Genomic DNA, 17,197 nt, shown 5'->3' with positions numbered 1-17,197 from the left:
AAGCGAGCAAATAAGATGGATTACTGGGGAGAGGCATCTGCGGCACTCGACGGCCTTCCAGGTGGTGAAGGCTTCAACATCGCCTATGAGGCGGTGGATCGACACGTCGCCAAAGGCGATGGTGATCGAGTCGCCTTTCGCTTCATCGATCGCTTAAATACAGTAACGACGTTAACCTACGGCGAGGTCGCCCGACAAAGCAATCGCTTTGCCAACGTGCTCACCGATCTCGGCATACGCCCGGGTGATCGCGTCTTCATCCTCGCTGGCCGCATTCCAGAACTCTACGTAGCGGCGCTGGGAACGCTGAAGGCGCGTGCCATTCTCTGTTGCCTATTCGCCAATTTCGGCCCGGAGCCGATCCGCCTGCGCCTGAGCAAGGCAGAAGCCTCGGTCCTGATCACCACCGACCTGCTCTACCGCCGGCGCATCGAAGCGTTACGCCCGACACTCACCGCCCTTCGTGATGTGGTGGTCATCGGTGCAACGACGCCTGCCACGTGGTCGTACCAGACATTGATGCATGCCGCGAGCGACGCATACCGTATTCAGCCCACTGATCCCGACGAACACGCCCTGCTGCACTTCACCAGCGGCACCACCGGCTCCCCAAAGGGAGCCCTGCACGCGCACGGCGCGGTGGTCGCGCATCGGGCGACAGCACGGTACGCGCTGGGCCTCCAGGCGGGCGATGTCTACTGGTGCAATGCCGATCCGGGGTGGGTCACCGGCATCTCCTATGGCTTGGTAGCGCCTCTCGTCTGCGGTGCCACCACCGTCGTCGACAGCGGCGACTTCGATGCCAGCCGCTGGTATCAGGTGCTGCAGGATCACCAGGTCGCCCGCTGGTATACCTCGCCCACCGCGTTGCGGATGTTGATGAAAGGCGGCTCGGCACTCGCCCGTTCGTTCGATTGCAGCGCGCTTCAACACGTGGCCAGCGTCGGCGAGCCGCTCAATCCGGAACTGGTCCGCTGGGGACGCAGCGCCTTCCGCCGTGACATCCACGACACCTGGTGGCAAACGGAGACCGGTGCGATCATGATCGCCACGCCACCCGATGAGACGGTAACACCCGGCGCCATCGGTCGGGCGATGCCTGGCATCGAGGCGGACATCGTCGCGCGGAACGGCGCCGGCGGCGTACCAGCACCCGTGGCCCCGGGTGCCGAGGGCGAATTGGCGATCCGCGTCGGTTGGCCCTCCATGTTTCGCGGCTATTGGGGCGAGTCGGCCCGCTACAGCGCCGTTTTCGGCGGCGGCTATTATCTCTCCGGCGATCTGATGCGCCGCGATGCGGAGGGCCGCTTCTGGTTCGTCAGCCGTGCCGATGAAATGATCAAGTCGGCCGGCCACCTGATCGGCCCCTTCGAGGTGGAGAGTGCGTTGCTCGAACACCCAGCGGTGGCGGAAGTCGGTGTCATCGGCAAGCCCGACCCGATGATCGGCGAGTCGGTGAAAGCCTTCGTTTCGCTGCGACCGGGACACCTCGCCAACGAGGCGCTGCTCAAGGAGATTCTCGGCTTCGCCCGGTCACGGCTGGGGCCGACCCTGGCGCCGCGGGAGATTGTCTTCGCCGACGATCTGCCAAAGACGCGCAGCGGCAAGATCATGCGCCGCGTCCTGAAGGCGCGCGAATTGGGCATCACCGAGCCGGACCCGGCAAGTTCCGATGTGGACGAGACGGAATCAGAGGCATGAGCGGCGCACTCATCGTCCGGTCGGCATCCACCGGTTACACGACGCCACTTTTGCGATTGCCCTCCCCACGTCTCTGTGCTGGCATCGCATCGTCTCCACCATTGAATTGAGAGCATGAGTCATGGCCGAAACTGACCTCCGTGCGGTGGTCCTTGGCTGCCTGCAGGCCGTCGCCCCCGAGGCCAATCTGGCAGACCTTGACCCCGCCCGCACCTTCAACGAACAGATCGAAATCGATTCGGTCGACTATCTGAACTTCGTCTTCGGCATCGAAGAGGCCCTCGGCGTGCGAATCGCCGAAGCCGATTACCCCAAACTGTCGAGCTTGAATGGCTGCCTCGCCGTCCTCAGCGGTCAGCCGAAACAGCCGGACGAATGCCCCGTTCCCTAAATCTTGCGGCAGCATCGTCGGGACGGTCTAGCGCTCGCCACGGGCCGTGCGCTGCTCGGCGATGCGTCGGCTTCAGCTTGCGATCGGCGGGCGAGACCCCTAATTTTCGCCATGATTTTGTTTCTGGTCTGCTCAGGCATTGATGATGCGTAGTTTTCTCGCTGGCGTCGTGGCACTTCTGCTGCCCCTCACCCCTCTTCCCGCCGCCGCAGCGACGTGGAACACGGCCGGTTTCACCAAGGCCGACAAGGTCCTCGTGGTCAAATCGGAACGGCGGCTCTATCTGCTGCAGGATGGGAACGTCCTGCGCAGCTTTCGCGTCGCCCTCGGCCCCAATCCGGTCGGTGCGAAGATGTTTGCAGGCGATGGCCGGACGCCCGAAGGGCTCTATATCCTTGACTGGCGAAACGTCAACAGCCGGTTCTACCGGGCGATACATATCTCCTATCCGAACAATAACGACGCCGCGCGCGCGGGGCAATTTGGCAGCAATCCCGGTGGTCTGATCATGGTGCATGGTCAGCCCGTCGACGGCTTTAATGGCAGCAATCCGTATTTTGACTGGACGGAGGGTTGTATAGCGCTTAGCAATCAGGAGATGGATGAGGTCTGGATGGCCGTCGACGATGGGACGCTCATCGAGATTTTGCCGTAGGGCGCCCCGCGCAGATGGGTGCCGGATGCGAGTTAATCGTCTCAAGCGTAAGTGAGACTTGATTTATCGATCAGAGGCTTTAATAAAGCCCGTTGATCGTGGTGGGTTACTACGGTCATCGTGCATTGGAGCCGAGATTTTCACCGCGGAGGGGAAAATGAGGATGTCTGTTGGTAAGGCACTGCCGGTTGTTGCGGTTGCCGCTACGCTCGCGCTCGGTGCGTGTGCGTCCCAAGGTGACGTTGACGAGTTGCGTAAAGACGTTAACGGTTTGAAGAGCGACGTTGCGAAGCTGCAGGCTGACGTAACCGCGGCCAAGACCGAGTCAGCACGCGCTGCGCAGCAGGCTTCTGCCGCCGCTCAGCAGGCCCAGAACGCCGCAGCCGCTGCCAACGCCGCTGCCGAGCGTGCGGACCGGATGTTCCAGAAGGGTCTGCGCAAGTAGTACCATTCCACATCCGCGATCGGCGGACCCGCTCCTGGCGGATCCTCGTCGAAAGCGCAGATGCCTGAAGAAAGCCGTCGCTGTAAACCGGTGGCGGTGTTTCTTCTGATATGATTTTCCTAATGAAATCGCCTCAGCCCGCTCAGTTTGTTGCAGTGGCTGGGTGGTTTTCTGGGTATCGATGGGCGGCCAAGCAGGCAAGCAACTTGCCTTTAACTTGGCCGCCTTTTGATTCTGCCATCTGATCGAAGCTGACCGGCCATTTGCCACAAGCAGCAATGCGCGGTTACGCACTACGACACAGGGTCCGACTGCTCAAGACCGCTCCAGTGAGCGGCAGCACGCCCTCATTCGACGCCCCCACCACCAGTGCCTTCGCCCTTGTGCCGCACGCGCTCCATAGCTGCAGGCATCCCGCGTCCATCGGCGATGTTTCAGGAACGCCCCGCTGATTCCGCCCAACGCAATGCGTACACATGCTTCCACTTGAAGTTGCGGCAATAGTCGCGTACTTTAACTACTTCAGGTAGCTATTCTATAGGACGTTGATGAGCCGGATGGGGCCGGATGGGGCCGGATAGGCCTCATGCATAATGGGGTGTAGGGCGCTATGCATATCATAACTTCTCCCACCGGAGACAAAATCGAAATACCAGCCAGTCTAGCAGAGGATGAGCCGTACTTCAGCCTCGATTCTCTATCTCAAGCGGCAAGTTACTATCAAGAAAATGGCTATGTTATTTTCCGCAAGTTGGTTGATCCAGCCGCTTGCTGTCGGACACGCGAACTTTTCAGCCGCNCATCATCGCAATATAAAGGCTATATTTACCGTCAGACCACAGGAATTCCAGAAAGAAATAAGATTAATGAGCACGGTTTTGTTATGAATCCGGTGCTTAATTTCCAGGATTTACCAACCCGTCAATTTTCTCCTTATCGCGCCGCAGCCCTGGAAGTGATCACTGCGCCAGGAGTCCAGAAAGCTGTTGCCAGCTTGTTCGGAGTGCCCGGCATCGTTGTCCAGACAATGCACTTTCAAGGCAATACCCAGACACCTGCGCATCAGGATACTTACTATCTCGATGCCGAAACGCTGGGGTGTATGGCCGCGGGATGGTTTGCGCTTGAGGACATTCAACCTGGTGCCGGACGCTTCTATGTCTATCCTGGAAGTCACAAGATCGATATCGCCAAGAACGGCGGCGATTTCGATGTAGCCTTCCACCATGATCGCTATCTCGAGTTAATCAAGAAGATCATTCGCGACCAGAAGCTTGAGTGCCGCGCTCCGTACATGGGTCAGGGCGATGTGCTGCTCTGGAACGCGAAAACAATCCATGGCAGCCTGGAAACGAACCAGCACCAGTTCTCCCGCTCCTCGCTGACGGCGCATTACATTCCGAGCAATCAACGGTTCCTCCAGTTCCAGGCCCGGATCCGCGAGTTGAATCTCACCCACGTGAACGGCATGGCAGTCAATAAGCCAAAGGATCTGGACGACATGATGAACCGCCTCGACTTCGAGGCGGCTGCGCACCTGCCCAGCGTGTATGGTTTTGCCAAGAAGCTGGCGATCAAGGCGCTGACGCGCTGACACGGTCATTCTCTCTGGCGCCCGCCCGAACCGGTCGGGTACAGCCGCCAGACAGGCGCGGGCGCGGTTGCAACGAGAGAGGTTTCGAGAACGCCGTGTGGCCTGCTTGTTGGGTCGCGGGCTGGAACGGCGGCTGGATTCCATTACGCTACCTGTCACATCTGCCCTGACACGACTTCAGCGCTGCCATCGTCCCCAGCCGCGATGGCTTCGGCCAGTGCCGCGTGATGCGCCGCGGCGGATTCGGCGCTGAAGCAGCAGAAAACCACCTCTTCCGGCAGCCCGCGATCGCCAAGATAGGCACGGACAGCCGCCACCGCCGCCCGTGCCGCCTGCTCGGCTGGAAAGCCAAACACTCCGGTGGAGATGGCCGGAAAGGCAATCGTCCGGACACCGTGGCGTGACGCCAATTCCAGCGCCTGACGATAGCACGAGGCCAGGGCCGCATCCTCCCCCGAACCACCGCCCTGCCATACCGGCCCCACCGTATGGATGACGAACCTGGCGGGCAGGCCAAAGCCGTCGGTTATGCGCGCTTCGCCGGTGGGGCAGCCGCCAATCGTCCGACAGGCCGCCTGCAACTCCGGGCCGGCAGCGCGATGAATTGCGCCGTCGACCCCACCACCAGCGAGCAGCGACTCGTTGGCAGCGTTAACGATGGCATCAAGCGCGAGGCGTGTGATATCGCCCACGACGATTGANCACCCGGTTCCGCCAGTGTTCTGCGTCCATGCCGCTTCTCCCTTTGGCGACTCTGCCGTGTGGCTTCTGTCAGGCGGCACGGGGAACAATCACCGATGGCGATCATTCACCCTTGGCGTGGAGCCGCTCGACGCCGGAGCGGATCAACTGAAATGCCTCGTCGGGCTCGCCCCAACGCTTCACTTCCACCCACTTTCCTTCCTCCAAATCCTTGTAATGGCCGAAGAAATGCGCAATCTGATCGCGAAGGATCTGCGGCAGTTCGCGATACGAGGCGATGTCGGCGAAATAGGGGTGGAGGTCATCGACGGGAACGCAGAGGATCTTCTCGTCAATGCCCTTCTCGTCTTCCATGATCAGCACGCCGATCGGCCGCGAACGAATGATGACGCCGGGCGAGACAGCCGTTTGGCCGATGACCGCAGCGTCCACCGGGTCGCCGTCTTCCGACAGCGTGTGCGGAATGAAGCCGTAATTGAAGGGGTAGTACATGGCGGTGTGTAGAAACCGATCCACATACATAGCGCCGGAATCCTTGTCGAGTTCGTACTTGACCGGGTTGCCGCCCATCGGAATTTCGATGATGACGTTCACGTCGTAGGGCGCGTTCTTGCCAACCGGTACACGCGTGAGGTCCATCCTGGCACCTTTCCAAAAAAATCAATCAGCCTCGACCACGAAGCCGTCTTGTTAGGAGCATGAGGAAGAGAGATCAATCGCCATTCGGCAAACGCGGCAGCAGCGCGGCAAAACGACCGGGCAGCAGCCGGGTCAGCGGCAATCAGGCGCGCGGCAAGCCGGGCAAGGGCGGATCAGGGCCGCTGCTCACCCGCCGGCGGCTGATCGGTGGGCTTGCCGCAGGTGTCGTCATCGCGCTCGCGGTCCGCACCGGCCAACTACCACATCACGCCGCGAAATCGCGCCCGCGTGCGGTGCCGCGAGCAGTGGCCAAGGAGCCGGAGGCCGAGGTCGCCGTTCCTGCTGCCGAGCCCCAGGGCAACGCCGACCGTCGGGCCAAGTCCTTCGGCTCGGCAGCGGTGCTGACGGCGCTGTGGACGACAGACGAGTTGCGCAGCCAGCCCAACGAGGCGCGGATCGTCCGTCTGCGTCCGGCCGATCATACGCCGCCCGATCGGGCCTCGCTGCGCCAGCCGCTTCCACCGCTGTCACCGCCGTTCACTGGCTCGATCCGCCGGGTCAAGACCGAGAACGACGAGAAGCTGGTGGCGCTCACCTTTGATCTGTGCGAACGCGCCGATGACGTGGCCGGCTACGAGGGTGGCATCGTTGACATTTTACGCGAAGGCCGGGTGCCGGCCACCTTCTATGCCGGTGGCAAATGGCTGCGCAGTCACGCTGAGCGGGCGCTGCAGCTGATCGCCGATCCGCTGTTCGAGGTCGGCAATCACGGCTGGACACACGGCAACATGCGGGTCCTGGAAGGTGAGGCGGCGGAGCAGCAGGTGGTCTGGACGATGGCCGAGTACGAGATCCTGCGCGAGCGGCTGGCGGCGCGGGCGGAGGCGAAAGGTGTCGATGCCGAGGAGATCGCCCGCATCCCGCTTTCGACACGCACCTTCCGCTTTCCCTACGGCACCTGCAGCGAGGCGACCCTGGCCATGGTCGGCCGGCTCGGCCTGCCGGCAATCCAGTGGGACGTCATCAGCGGCGATGCGGTCAAAGGCCAATCGCCGGAGACGGTTCGGCGCAGTGTGCTCGACCAGGTGAAGCCGGGATCCATCGTCGTCTTTCACGGCAACGGCCGCGGCTCGGGGACCGTAGCGGCGTTGCCGGCAATCGTCCGCGAACTCGCCCACCGCGGCTATCGCTTCGTCAACGTGAGCTATCTGCTGGGCGCAGGGCAGCCCGTCGCTTACGGCGAGTGCTACGAGCTTCGCCCGGGCGACAACCAACGCTACGATAGGCTCTTTGGTGCAGGTACCGGCTGAGGCGCAGCTACCATGTGGACGACGGTTTCGGAAACGCCAACATGAAAGACGACAGAAACATCGAAGCTGACCGCCCCTTCGCCCGCTATCGCTATCGTCTCGAACAGTGCACGCTGGAACGGCTGCAGCAGTGGAACGAGGCGCTGGCAATGAGCGCCATGCTGGCGGCCATGGACCCCTGGCGTACCCTTGGCTACACCGCCGACCAGATTGCCCGCTATATGGTTCGCGACGATCCGGGGTTGTATCGCTATCTGGTCCGCATCGACGACAAGCCGAGCGGCGTCATCGGTGTCCGCTATCCCTGGCTGCGTGGCGCGACCATCGAAGTGATCGGCGTCGCCGCGACGCACCAGAACAGTGGCCTCGGCTCGGCGCTGGTTGATTGGCTGGTCGAGCACACCCGTAGCGAAGGCGGCAATCTCTGGGCCGTGGTCTCCTCCTTCAACAGCGCTGCCCGCCGCTTCTATGCCGCCCGCGGCTTCGTCGAGGTGGCGACGCTGCCCGATCTCATCTGCACCGGCTACGAAGAAATCCTGGTCCGCAAGCAGATCTGACTCTCCGGCCGTGGAGTGGGCGACACGGCACGATCGTCGCCGTTTCCGGCACGCCCCATCTCAACTGAGCGGCAGCCGCAGTAACATGCCTTTCGCCCCCGGCCATAGCGGCTGCCGCCGGCCGGATTCTACCCAGCCTCCCCTCGTCCACCCCCGAACATATACCGGCGCAGACCTTCGATGGCGATCCAGACCGCGCCACGTTCCCGTGTACTTGCAGGCCCCTGTAGTTGGCTGCCCGTGTACTTGCAGGAACGATCACCGTTTGAGTGTTCGCGCTTGAACGCCCCGCCGCACGACGGGCGGACCACTGCCACCGCCCCAGCCGGACCGGTGCCAATATAGCAGACAGCGTTCTTTCAGCGAATTCAAGGCGTTATACTGCCACAGCCGCCCAGGAGGACACGGGCAACACGCTCTCCATGGCGATGCGCCCTGCCCCCGAGGGCTGTTTTTGCTCTTGGCACCAATCGTGCAATTTAGCTCCCGAGGACATCGCATCAAATCATCGATGCTGGATTGGCCAATAAAGCGGTCATCTTCAGCAGGGAGTTATCTGTCATGCCAATGGTCCTGCTCAATTGCGACCGGGATATTCCTGAGCGCGAGCGGCATATTTATTTTAAAGCGCCCGGGGAGGACACGCGCGACTACCTGCCGGTGGCGAATGCACCGACGATCCCGGGCACCCTGTCCGAGCGCGGCTGCTCCTTCTGCGGCGCCAAGCTGGTCATCGGCGGCGTGCTGAAAGACACCATTCAGATGATCCACGGCCCGGTCGGCTGTGCCTACGACACGTGGCACACCAAGCGCTACCCCAGCGACAACGGCCACTTCCAGTTGAAGTACAGCTGGTCGACCGACATGAAGGAAAGCCACATCGTCTTCGGCGGCGAGAAGCGCCTAGAGAAGGCGATGAACGAAGCCTTCGACGCCATGCCCGAGATCAAGCGGATGATCGTCTACACCACCTGCCCGACGGCGCTGATCGGCGACGACGTCAAAGCGGTGGTAAAGAAGGTGACCGACGCACGGCCGGACGTCGATGTGTTCGTCGTCGAATGCCCGGGATTCGCCGGTGTCAGCCAGTCGAAGGGCCACCATGTGCTCAATATCGGCTGGGTGAGCGAGAAAGTCGGCACCGTCGAGCCCGAGATCACCAGCCCATATACCATCAACTTCATCGGCGACTACAACATCCAAGGGGATACGTTCGTCCTTGAGAAGTACTGGGAGCGTCTCGGCATCCAGGTTATCGCCCACTTCACCGGCAATTCCACTTATGATGATTGCCGGGCAATGCATCGGGGAAAGCTGAACGTCGTCAACTGCGCACGCTCGGCCGGCTACATCGCCAACGAGCTGAAGCGGCTCTACGGTATTCCCCGCCTCGACATCGACAGCTGGGGCTTCAACTACACCGCGGAAGCGATCCGCAAGGTCGCTGGGTTCTTCGGCCTCGACGAGAAGGCCGAGGAGTTGATCGCCGAGGAGACGGCGAAGTGGCAGCCGCAACTCGACTGGTACAAGGAACGCCTGCAGGGCAAGAAGATGGCGATCTGGACCGGTGGTCCGCGCCTCTGGCACTGGACCAAGGCAGTGGAAGACGATCTCGGCGTCGAAGTGGTCGCCATGTCGTCAAAGTTCGGCCACGAGGAAGACTTCGAGAAGGTGATCGCCCGCGGTCGCCACGGCACCTACTACATCGACGATCCGAACGAACTCGAATTCTTCGAGATCATGGACAAGGCGAAGCCGGACATCATCTTCACCGGCCCGCGGGTGGGCGACTTGGTCAAGAAGCTGCACATCCCATACGTCAACGGCCACGGCTACCACAACGGCCCCTACATGGGCTTCGAGGGCTTCGTCAACATGGCCCGCGATATGTACAACGCCACCCATAACCCATTGATGCGGCTCGCAGCGATCGACATTCGCGGTGATGGCGCCCGCCTGGTCGAGGAGGCAGCATGATGGCGAGCAAGGTGGACGAACTATTCGACTNACGTGCAGGAGCGCTGCCTCTGGCAGTTCCATTCCCGCACCTGGGACCGTTCGGAGAACATCGACGGCGTCATCGCCAAGGCCAAGGACCTGCTCGCCGGACGCGAGCCCACGGCGGAGACACCGAACGAACGCTGCTTCGTCGCCGACGCGAAGATCATGGTCGCCGACTTTCGCTCGCGCTTTCCCTGGCTCGGCGAAGCGGACGAGGCGGAGATCAGCGAGTTGCTCGGCGGTCTGCGCGAGCGGCTCGTCGACCTCGCGATCACCCGGTCCCGCAATCACGAGCTGACCCACACCCTCTATTAGCCGCCGCGAAGCGGGACGGCGCTAGAGCCATCTGCCGTCCCGCCCTCCTCGGCGCTCATCTCCAAAGAGAGGCTTCATCATGACCTGCACCGTTGAATCCAAGGATCGGGCGGGCATCATCAATCCGATGTACACCTGCCAGCCGGCCGGCGCCCAGTACGCCGGCATCGGCGTCNAGGACTGTATCCCGCTCGTCCACGGCGGCCAGGGCTGCACGATGTTCGTGCGGCTGCTGTTCGCCCAGCACTTCAAAGAGAACTTCGCCGTCGCGTCGAGTTCGGTACACGAGGAGGCGGCGGTGTTCGGTGGCGTCAAACGCATCGTCGAGGGCGTCGAGGTACTGGCGCGCCGCTATCCTGAGCTGCGCGTCATTCCGATCATCACCACCTGCTCCACCGAGGTGATCGGCGACGACATCGAGGGGACGATCACCGCCTGCTACAAAATGCTGGCGACGGAATTCCCCGGCCGCACCGTGCATCTGGTGCCGGTGCACACGCCGAGCTTCAAGGGCAGCATGGTCAGCGGCTACGACGAAGCGGTCAAGTCGCTGGTCAAGACGCTGGCGAAGAAGGGCGAGGCGTCGGGCAAGCTCAATATCTTCCCGGGCTGGGTCAATCCCGGCGACGTCGCTGAGCTCAAGTTCTATCTGAGCGAGATGGGTGTCGACGCCAACATCTACATGGACACCAGCCGCTTCGACTCGCCGATGCTGCCCGACAAGTCGCTGCAGACCGAGGGCTCGACCACCGTCGAGGATCTGCAGGATAGCGCGAATGCCATCGGCTCGATTGCCCTCGCTCGCTACGAAGGCGCCGGCGCCGGCGACTACCTCAAGAACGAATTTGGCGTGCCGAGTGTGCTCTCTCCCACGCCCTACGGCATCGCCAACACCGATGCGTTGTTGCGCAACATCAGCCAACTGACTGGCAAGCCGATCCCGGCGTCGCTGGTCTGGGAGCGTGGCCGGGCGCTGAACGCGCTGACCGACCTCGCCCACATGTTCTTCGCCGACAAAAAGGTGGCGATCTACGGCAATCCCGACATGGTCATCGGCTTGGCGCAGTTCTGCATGGAAGTCGAGATGAAGCCGGTGCTGCTGCTGTTCGGCGACGACAACGGCAAGTACAAGCGCGATCCCCGCATCCTCGAGATGAAAAAGACGGTCGACTTCGACATGGAGATCGTCTGCAACGCCGACCTGTGGGAGTTGGAGCGGCGGATCAAGGACAAGGAGGTCGAACTCGACCTGATCATGGGCCACTCGAAGGGCCGCTACATCGCCATCGATGCCAACATCCCGATGGTCCGGGTTGGCTTCCCGACCTTCGACCGCGCCGGACTGCAGCGGCATCCGGCCATCGGCTATCGCGGCGCGCTGCGGTTGGGCGAGACCATCGCCAACACCATGTTCGCGCACATGGAATACACCAAGGACCGGGAGTGGATCCTGAACACCTGGTAGCTCCACTCAAGGCCCACCGGCCTCGCCACTCTAACGCTTTGACCATTCCAACGCTTTGATCGACAGCAACTGGCGCCGGCACCGGACCGCTCGAAGGTCCGGACCGGGAGCGTGTGTCTACCGGCGCCGAGCGCGAGGAGAAACCAAGATGCCGGACCTGGTTCAGCGCGATATCCAGCCGATAACGGGCCACGTAAAGGTCGCCCTGACCACCAACGACCTGACCCAGGTCGATGCCGACTTCCTGACCGCGCGGCAGTTCGTCTTCTACTCCGTCAGCAGCGAGACCGCGGATTTCCTTGATTGCGTCCAGTTCAAGGACCGGCCGCGCGGTTCAGGTGGTGGAGGCGGCGGCACTGGCGATGACAGCGGTGAAGGGAATAGCGAGAAGAAGGGTGGAGGCCGCTGCTGTGCTGCCGGCGCACCGGCGCCCGCCGTCGGCAACAGCATCGATGCACGGATCGAAGCTCTGCGCGGCACGTCGGTGCTGTTTACCCTCGGGATGAGTGATCCGCAGGCGGTTCGCGTCGCCGATCTCGGTGTTTTCCCGGTCAAGCTGGCCGGACCGCGGGCGACCTACGAGGTCCTCGACCGACTGCAGGAGATGCTGCAGGGATCGCCGCCCCTGTGGTTGCGCCGCGCCCTACGCGTCGCCGACGCGGCGCCAGCCGCCGTCTGAGATGCTGCCACCGTCCTCCCCCGAAGCGGGCAATGGAAGCGGCGATGCAGCGCTTCCATCCTGCGCTGAGAATGTGGTGGCGTTCCAACCGATGCGCCGGTCGGCCGTCAGCATCCACGACCTCAGTGTCAGCCGTAGCCAGCGCCTGGTCTTGCAGGAGATCACCTGCACCATTCCGGTCGGCATGATCACCGCCATCGTCGGCCCCTCCGGAGCTGGCAAGAGTACGCTCATCGGCGCGATCAACGGCCTGATCCCAGCCGCGGACGGCACGATCATCGTCAGCGGTCTCGGCCGGCTGACTGCGCCGGGGGTGATGCGGAAGCACTGTCGGCAAACGGCAACGGTTTTTCAGGAGCACGCCCTGATCGATCGCTTGTCGGCGCTGGACAACGTCCTTCTCGGACTTGCCGACAGCCGCCACCCGCTGTCATTCCTGCCGTGGCCGCGTGCCCTCCAACGCCGTGCGGCCGAGGCGCTTGCCAGCGTCGACCTGCTACATCGTGCCGCCGAGCGGGTCGGACGACTGAGTGGTGGCGAGCGCCAGCGCGTCGGTCTTGCGCGTGCCCTGGTCCGCGAACCGCGGTTGCTGCTTGCCGACGAGCCCTTCGCCTCCGTCGATCCGGCGCTGGTCCAGCGCTTTGCCGGCATGCTGCGGCGGCTGGTTGTCGAGCGCGGGGTCACCCTCGTTATCGTCCTACATCAGATGGAAACCGCACGCCCGCTGGCCGACCGGATCATCGGCCTCGTCGATGGCCGCATCCGGTTCAACGGCTCGCCGCGCGAATTCGACGCCGCAGCGGAGTTTCGTCTCTTTCACGCCAGCCCAACCAAGCGGGAGAAAAATGGGTGTTTCAATGCGTAGTTTTATCCTGGGCCTTGTCATGAGCGTGCTTATCGCCAGCGCCACCGCCGTCGGCTCTGCCGAGGCACGCCCGGATCGTCTGACCATCGGCCTGCTGCCCGGTGAGTCTGCCCCCACGGTCATGCGTCTGAACGAACCGCTGCGCGCCTATCTGGAGAAGCGACTGGGCCTGCCGGTCGAACTCGTCGTCGGCGCGAACTACGCCGCCACTGGCGAAGCACTGCGTTTCGGCCACCTTGACATCGCCTATCTGGGTCCGGTGACCTACATCCTGCAGAGCCGGCGGGTAAAGCTGGAGCCCTTCGCCCGGCCGACCCACGCCGGGGTGGGACCGACCTTTCAAGCCGTTGTCATCGTTCCCACCGACAGCCCGGCGCAGTCGCTGGCCGACCTGAAAGGCGCACAGGTGGCCTTCGGCGACCCCGCCTCCACCTCCGGCACCTGGGTGCCGCGTTACATGCTGCTGGAGGCCGGACTGGTTTCCGGTCGGGATTACACCTTGCGCGTTCTTGGCGCCCACGACGCCGTGGCCATGGCCGTCGCCAATCACAAGGCTGGCGCCGGCGGCCTCAGCATGCCGATCTACAATCGTCTACTGAGCGAACAGAAGCTGGAAGCCGGCTCGACGCGGCTGCTCGCCGCATCGCCGCCGATTCCGGAGTACATGTGGACCTTCCGCGAAGGGCTCGATCCGGCCTTCAAGGAAGAGGTTCGGCAAGCCTTTCTCGACGTCACCGATCCCGACGCGCTCAAGGTGTTCCGTGCCGAAGCGTTCATTCCTGCCGTCGATTCCGATGTGGATCGGGTCCGCAGCTGGATCGAGGCGATCGCCAAGGCCAATCCGGACGCTATCCCCGTGCCATGAGCCCACCTGGCTCCTCACTAACCGACCTCGAGATTTCGGCCGTCCTTGCGGGCGGTCGANAATCGCTTTTTCGGCGTATCGTCGCCCTGACGCTGCTGCTGGCGGTGGTCGCGGCCGCTTTCGTCTACGCTGGGGCCTTCGATCCACTTCGCTACCGTGATGCTCTCAGCACCCTGGTGACGCTGGCCGGGGACGCCATACCGCCGGATTTCCGTCGCTGGCATGCCTGGGGTAGACCGCTGCTGGAAACACTGGCCACCAGCATTGCCGGGACCACGCTCGCCGCAGCAATAGCGCTGCCGCTGGCGCTGGTCGCCGTGCAGGACGGCCGGCGCTGGCAGGCATGCCGTGTGCTCACCCGCCTCACGCTCAACGCCGCCCGCTCAATTCCCGACCTGCTGTGGGGCGTCATCTTTGTCGCCGCGGTGGGGTTCGGCCCACTACCAGGCGTCCTCGCCCTCGCCGCCCATTCCACCGGCATGCTCGGCAAATTCTACGCCGAAATTCTGCAGCACGTGGATCCGGCTCCTGGCCTGGCGTTGCAAAGCCAGGGCGTGTCGCAGTTGGGAGTGTTGCGCTTCGCGGTGCTGCCGCAGGTGCTGCCGCGCCTGGCCGACGTGACGATCTACCGCTGGGAACACAATGTGCGTGCGGCAACGGTGCTCGGCATCATCGGCGCCGGCGGTCTCGGTCTCGAAATCGTCACCGCCTTCCACCTTTTCGAGTACCAGGAGGCAGCGGCGCTGATCTTGGTCATGCTGGCGCTGGTCACCGTGATCAGCTCGCTGAGTGATCGATTGCGCAACCGCTTCCTTGCCGGTGAGTGAAAAGCCGGTGACTGAAGGCCGCTGGACTAAAAAGCGGCAGCTGGGAGCAAGTATTGCGTCGCCTGGTAACTAAGGAAAAATGCGCTTCGCCACCTGCCTCCAGGCGGGTTCAGACTTGTCCTTGTAGTGTCCAAAGGCCTTGTGCAGCCCGCCCACCACTTCCGCGGCCACCTCCAGCAGGGCTTTCCCTTGCGGGTCGTCCACGTTGCCGATCGCTTGCCGCAGCTCAAGCTGAACGGCGGCCAAGCGCTGGCGCAGCTGGCCGAGCGGATCCTCGCTGCTCATCGCTGCGGCATCGGATGGGCAGTCATGCCACGTCGTCGATCGAGGTGATCAGAACATGGCTGTCCCCCTCGTTCGAGGGAACGGCGACAGCGCAAGTATCGGGCGTACGCTTTTTCTTGGCGACGGCGCGCTCGACCCATGGCAGGCCGCCACAGCAGATGGCGAGGCTGACCTCGTTCAGCAGATCGACGATGTCGTGGCCCTCATCGACTNNGATGATCGGCTGAATCCCCGCCCGCATCAGCCGGCCGATCGCCGAGGAGCCGATATTGGCGGCGTAGACAGCCGTGCAGTCCTGCAGGAAGGCAAGCTTTGCGGCTAGCTTGTCCTGCGCCGTGTTCTCCAGGCCGGTGCGAACGTCGTGGCCAGCCTGCTCCTCCTTGATGAATTGGCCGACACCGATGAGATCGGCGCGGCCGGGTGAGACGTCGTAGACGACGAGGCTGTCGGCGCCGCCGAAGTGCAGATTGACGCGGGCGCGATCGGTGGAGGCGAAGGCGATCTTCAGCATGGGATCTCTCCGGTCAGGAGGCGGCGCCGACGGCAGCCTCACCGCAGCGGTAGCGCGAGGTGTACGGGGCAATCGGCTGGCGTGCCCGGGACAGGATGTTTGCCAGATCGAACAGCGTCTGGCGGCTGCCCCGGTAGCCGACCCAGGTGCGAGCGTGGCCGCCGAAGTAATCATGCTGCGGGAAGCCGGCGCGCAGCAGCGGCGGCACTCCCAGCCGCTCGGCCGTCTGTACCGCGTGTGAATTGGCGATAAGGAGCTCGATCCCGGCCGGCCGCGCCACATCCTCCAGATCCTCGAGATCGCCAACGATGACGCGCGTCAGCGGCAGCGTGCGCAAAGTCTCCGCCCGCGTGGCGGACACCGCGACAGCAACATCCACCCCCATGCCGACGAGGAAGGCGGTAAGCTGGCCGAGGAGGTCGGGGTCGGCGGCGACTGCGACCCGCGCGTTGCCGAGAAGAAAGTGACAGTCCACCATCGCATCCAGAAGCTGCGCCCGCTGCCGTTCGATCTGCGCCGGAACCGGTCGCCCGGAAATCAGCCGCAGCGCATCCGTGAACGCATCGCAGGCGTCGAGCCCCATCAGGTGCGGCAGACGAACGTCGTCGATGCCGGTGCGCGCCTTGAGCGCATCGGCGGCACGCGACAGTGATGGCCCGATCACCAGCGTCGTCACCGATGCCGACATCATCGCCACATCGGCGCGNCGCGCAATGCCGCCATAGGTGAGGGCTGAATAGCCAGCCTCGATCAGGTGACCGTCGAGCGAAGCGGCAAGATCGGGCAAGATCAGCGGGCAGAGTCCGAAGGCCTCGATCCATTCCCGGATCGCTTCGATATCGCCCGTGGTCAGCATCGGCGAGGCGAGGACGTTCACCACCTGCAGCCGCCCGGCAATCGGCCGCTTGCGCGGGACAAGCGTGTCGATGATCGCCTCCACCGCGTCGGCATAGCCGGTCTCCAGACCGCCGCCACTGTCGGGCGCGTTCACCGGAACGATCGCCACCTGGGCGTACTCCGGATGCGCCCGGCGAAACGCCTCCAGCGTCCGCGGGATGTCGGCGCCCTGGGTCTCGGAAAGACTGGTGCTGATCAGCCCGATGATCTCCGGTCGATCCTTGGCGCATATGGTGCGTAGCGCCTCGACCACATTGTCGTCGGCGCCGAGGATGGTGGTGAGCTGCTCCATCGCTGTCGTCTGCAGCGCGATCGGCTCGCGAAAATGCCGCATGAAGAACAGCTTGGAGAGCGAGGTGCAGCCGCGGGAGCCGTGCTCCAGCGGCATCGCCCGATCGAGGCCAAGCATGGCGAGGGAGGCCCCCATCGCCGGGCCAACCTTCAGCGGGCTTACGGCAAGGGATTTGCCGGTCAGCGTGACCTCGGCCATCCG

The 17,197-nt window shown here is 63.3% G+C and carries 19 protein-coding genes; 14 read left to right on the top strand and 5 right to left on the bottom strand.

What is annotated here, in order from left to right:
• Positions 1-15 precede the first annotated feature (15 nt).
• The 5 genes from acsA to HQ394_RS14230 all read left to right on the top strand — a co-directional run bounded on the left by acsA (position 16) and on the right by HQ394_RS14230 (position 4,786).
• Positions 16-1,701: an acetate--CoA ligase gene (gene acsA, locus HQ394_RS14250; protein ID WP_190260785.1), complete on the top strand. Its 1,686-nt coding sequence runs from the start codon at positions 16-18 to the stop codon at positions 1,699-1,701.
• Between the two features lie 121 nt (positions 1,702-1,822).
• Positions 1,823-2,092, top strand: a complete 270-nt coding sequence (locus tag HQ394_RS14245; protein ID WP_190260784.1) for an acyl carrier protein — start codon at positions 1,823-1,825, stop codon at positions 2,090-2,092.
• A 142-nt stretch (positions 2,093-2,234) separates the two neighbouring features.
• Positions 2,235-2,747 (top strand): L,D-transpeptidase family protein, encoded by a 513-nt coding sequence (locus tag HQ394_RS14240; RefSeq protein WP_223291599.1) that lies wholly within the window; start codon positions 2,235-2,237, stop codon positions 2,745-2,747.
• A gap of 157 nt (positions 2,748-2,904) precedes the next feature.
• Positions 2,905-3,192 carry an Lpp/OprI family alanine-zipper lipoprotein gene (locus HQ394_RS14235; RefSeq protein ID WP_190260783.1) on the top strand — a complete coding sequence of 96 codons (288 nt, stop codon included), beginning with the start codon at positions 2,905-2,907 and terminating at the stop codon, positions 3,190-3,192.
• Positions 3,193-3,802: 610 nt separating this feature from the next.
• Positions 3,803-4,786, top strand: coding sequence for a phytanoyl-CoA dioxygenase family protein (locus HQ394_RS14230; RefSeq protein WP_190260782.1), 984 nt, complete (start codon positions 3,803-3,805; stop codon positions 4,784-4,786).
• A gap of 155 nt (positions 4,787-4,941) precedes the next feature.
• Here the strand turns inward: HQ394_RS14230 and HQ394_RS14225 are convergent, their stop codons facing one another.
• Both HQ394_RS14225 and ppa read right to left on the bottom strand, forming a co-directional pair.
• On the bottom strand, positions 4,942-5,478 hold the full coding sequence (locus HQ394_RS14225) for an O-acetyl-ADP-ribose deacetylase (protein ID WP_223291598.1): 537 nt from the start codon (positions 5,476-5,478) through the stop codon (positions 4,942-4,944).
• A gap of 112 nt (positions 5,479-5,590) precedes the next feature.
• Positions 5,591-6,127: an inorganic diphosphatase gene (gene ppa / locus HQ394_RS14220; RefSeq protein WP_190260781.1), complete on the bottom strand. Its 537-nt coding sequence runs from the start codon at positions 6,125-6,127 to the stop codon at positions 5,591-5,593.
• 59 nt (positions 6,128-6,186) lie between these two features.
• Here ppa and HQ394_RS14215 point away from each other — a divergent pair, with 59 nt between their 5' ends.
• The 9 genes from HQ394_RS14215 (at position 6,187) to phnE (ending at position 15,011) form a co-directional block, all read left to right on the top strand.
• Positions 6,187-7,437, top strand: coding sequence for a polysaccharide deacetylase family protein (locus HQ394_RS14215; RefSeq protein ID WP_190260780.1), 1,251 nt, complete (start codon positions 6,187-6,189; stop codon positions 7,435-7,437).
• Between the two features lie 41 nt (positions 7,438-7,478).
• Positions 7,479-7,994, top strand: coding sequence for a GNAT family N-acetyltransferase (locus tag HQ394_RS14210; protein ID WP_190260779.1), 516 nt, complete (start codon positions 7,479-7,481; stop codon positions 7,992-7,994).
• Between the two features lie 561 nt (positions 7,995-8,555).
• The gene (vnfD, locus tag HQ394_RS14205) at positions 8,556-9,971 is read left to right on the top strand and encodes a nitrogenase vanadium-iron protein, alpha chain (protein ID WP_190260778.1); all 1,416 of its coding nucleotides are present in this window, start codon (positions 8,556-8,558) and stop codon (positions 9,969-9,971) included.
• Positions 9,972-10,004: 33 nt separating this feature from the next.
• Positions 10,005-10,310, top strand: coding sequence for a Fe-only/vanadium nitrogenase subunit delta (locus HQ394_RS14200; RefSeq protein ID WP_223291597.1), 306 nt, complete (start codon positions 10,005-10,007; stop codon positions 10,308-10,310).
• A gap of 79 nt (positions 10,311-10,389) precedes the next feature.
• Complete coding sequence (locus HQ394_RS14195) at positions 10,390-11,775, top strand: nitrogenase component 1 (RefSeq protein ID WP_190260777.1); 1,386 nt, start codon at positions 10,390-10,392, stop codon at positions 11,773-11,775.
• Between the two features lie 148 nt (positions 11,776-11,923).
• A complete protein-coding gene (locus HQ394_RS14190) occupies positions 11,924-12,454 on the top strand; it encodes a nitrogen fixation protein (RefSeq protein WP_190260776.1) in 531 nt (176 codons plus the stop codon).
• Between the two features lie 76 nt (positions 12,455-12,530).
• On the top strand, positions 12,531-13,319 hold the full coding sequence (locus HQ394_RS14185) for a phosphonate ABC transporter ATP-binding protein (protein ID WP_223291596.1): 789 nt from the start codon (positions 12,531-12,533) through the stop codon (positions 13,317-13,319).
• Positions 13,300-14,184, top strand: a complete 885-nt coding sequence (gene phnD, locus HQ394_RS14180; RefSeq protein ID WP_190260775.1) for a phosphate/phosphite/phosphonate ABC transporter substrate-binding protein — start codon at positions 13,300-13,302, stop codon at positions 14,182-14,184. Before HQ394_RS14185 ends, phnD begins: the two co-directional genes overlap by 20 nt.
• On the top strand, positions 14,181-15,011 hold the full coding sequence (gene phnE, locus HQ394_RS14175) for a phosphonate ABC transporter, permease protein PhnE (RefSeq protein ID WP_190260774.1): 831 nt from the start codon (positions 14,181-14,183) through the stop codon (positions 15,009-15,011). The genes phnD and phnE overlap by 4 nt, the downstream gene beginning before the upstream one ends.
• 69 nt (positions 15,012-15,080) lie before the next feature.
• Here phnE and HQ394_RS14170 read toward each other — a convergent pair whose 3' ends face one another.
• The 3 genes from HQ394_RS14170 to nifN all read right to left on the bottom strand — a co-directional run bounded on the left by HQ394_RS14170 (position 15,081) and on the right by nifN (position 17,194).
• Positions 15,081-15,296, bottom strand: a complete 216-nt coding sequence (locus HQ394_RS14170; protein WP_190260773.1) for a hypothetical protein — start codon at positions 15,294-15,296, stop codon at positions 15,081-15,083.
• Positions 15,297-15,318: 22 nt separating this feature from the next.
• On the bottom strand, positions 15,319-15,807 hold the full coding sequence (locus tag HQ394_RS14165; protein ID WP_190260772.1) for a NifB/NifX family molybdenum-iron cluster-binding protein: 489 nt from the start codon (positions 15,805-15,807) through the stop codon (positions 15,319-15,321).
• 13 nt (positions 15,808-15,820) lie between these two features.
• A complete protein-coding gene (gene nifN, locus HQ394_RS14160) occupies positions 15,821-17,194 on the bottom strand; it encodes a nitrogenase iron-molybdenum cofactor biosynthesis protein NifN (protein WP_190260771.1) in 1,374 nt (457 codons plus the stop codon).
• Between the last annotated feature and the right edge of the window lie 3 nt (positions 17,195-17,197).

Origin of the sequence: Defluviicoccus vanus, assembly GCF_014672695.1 — a bacterium.
GTDB lineage: Bacteria > Pseudomonadota > Alphaproteobacteria > Rhodospirillales > Defluviicoccaceae > Defluviicoccus > Defluviicoccus vanus.
This window is presented reverse-complemented; position numbering and strand designations above follow the sequence as displayed.

What these genes read in the sequence shown, in the direction of transcription:
- acsA (WP_190260785.1), top strand. Translation starts at nt 16, where the DNA reads ATGGATTACTGGGGAGAGGCATCTGCGGCACTCGACGGCCTTCCAGGT.
- HQ394_RS14245 (WP_190260784.1), top strand. Translation starts at nt 1,823, where the DNA reads ATGGCCGAAACTGACCTCCGTGCGGTGGTCCTTGGCTGCCTGCAGGCC.
- HQ394_RS14240 (WP_223291599.1), top strand. Translation starts at nt 2,235, where the DNA reads ATGATGCGTAGTTTTCTCGCTGGCGTCGTGGCACTTCTGCTGCCCCTC.
- HQ394_RS14235 (WP_190260783.1), top strand. Translation starts at nt 2,905, where the DNA reads ATGAGGATGTCTGTTGGTAAGGCACTGCCGGTTGTTGCGGTTGCCGCT.
- ppa (WP_190260781.1), bottom strand. Translation starts at nt 6,127, where the DNA reads ATGGACCTCACGCGTGTACCGGTTGGCAAGAACGCGCCCTACGACGTG.
- HQ394_RS14215 (WP_190260780.1), top strand. Translation starts at nt 6,187, where the DNA reads ATGAGGAAGAGAGATCAATCGCCATTCGGCAAACGCGGCAGCAGCGCG.
- HQ394_RS14210 (WP_190260779.1), top strand. Translation starts at nt 7,479, where the DNA reads ATGAAAGACGACAGAAACATCGAAGCTGACCGCCCCTTCGCCCGCTAT.
- vnfD (WP_190260778.1), top strand. Translation starts at nt 8,556, where the DNA reads ATGCCAATGGTCCTGCTCAATTGCGACCGGGATATTCCTGAGCGCGAG.
- HQ394_RS14190 (WP_190260776.1), top strand. Translation starts at nt 11,924, where the DNA reads ATGCCGGACCTGGTTCAGCGCGATATCCAGCCGATAACGGGCCACGTA.
- phnD (WP_190260775.1), top strand. Translation starts at nt 13,300, where the DNA reads ATGGGTGTTTCAATGCGTAGTTTTATCCTGGGCCTTGTCATGAGCGTG.
- HQ394_RS14170 (WP_190260773.1), bottom strand. Translation starts at nt 15,296, where the DNA reads ATGAGCAGCGAGGATCCGCTCGGCCAGCTGCGCCAGCGCTTGGCCGCC.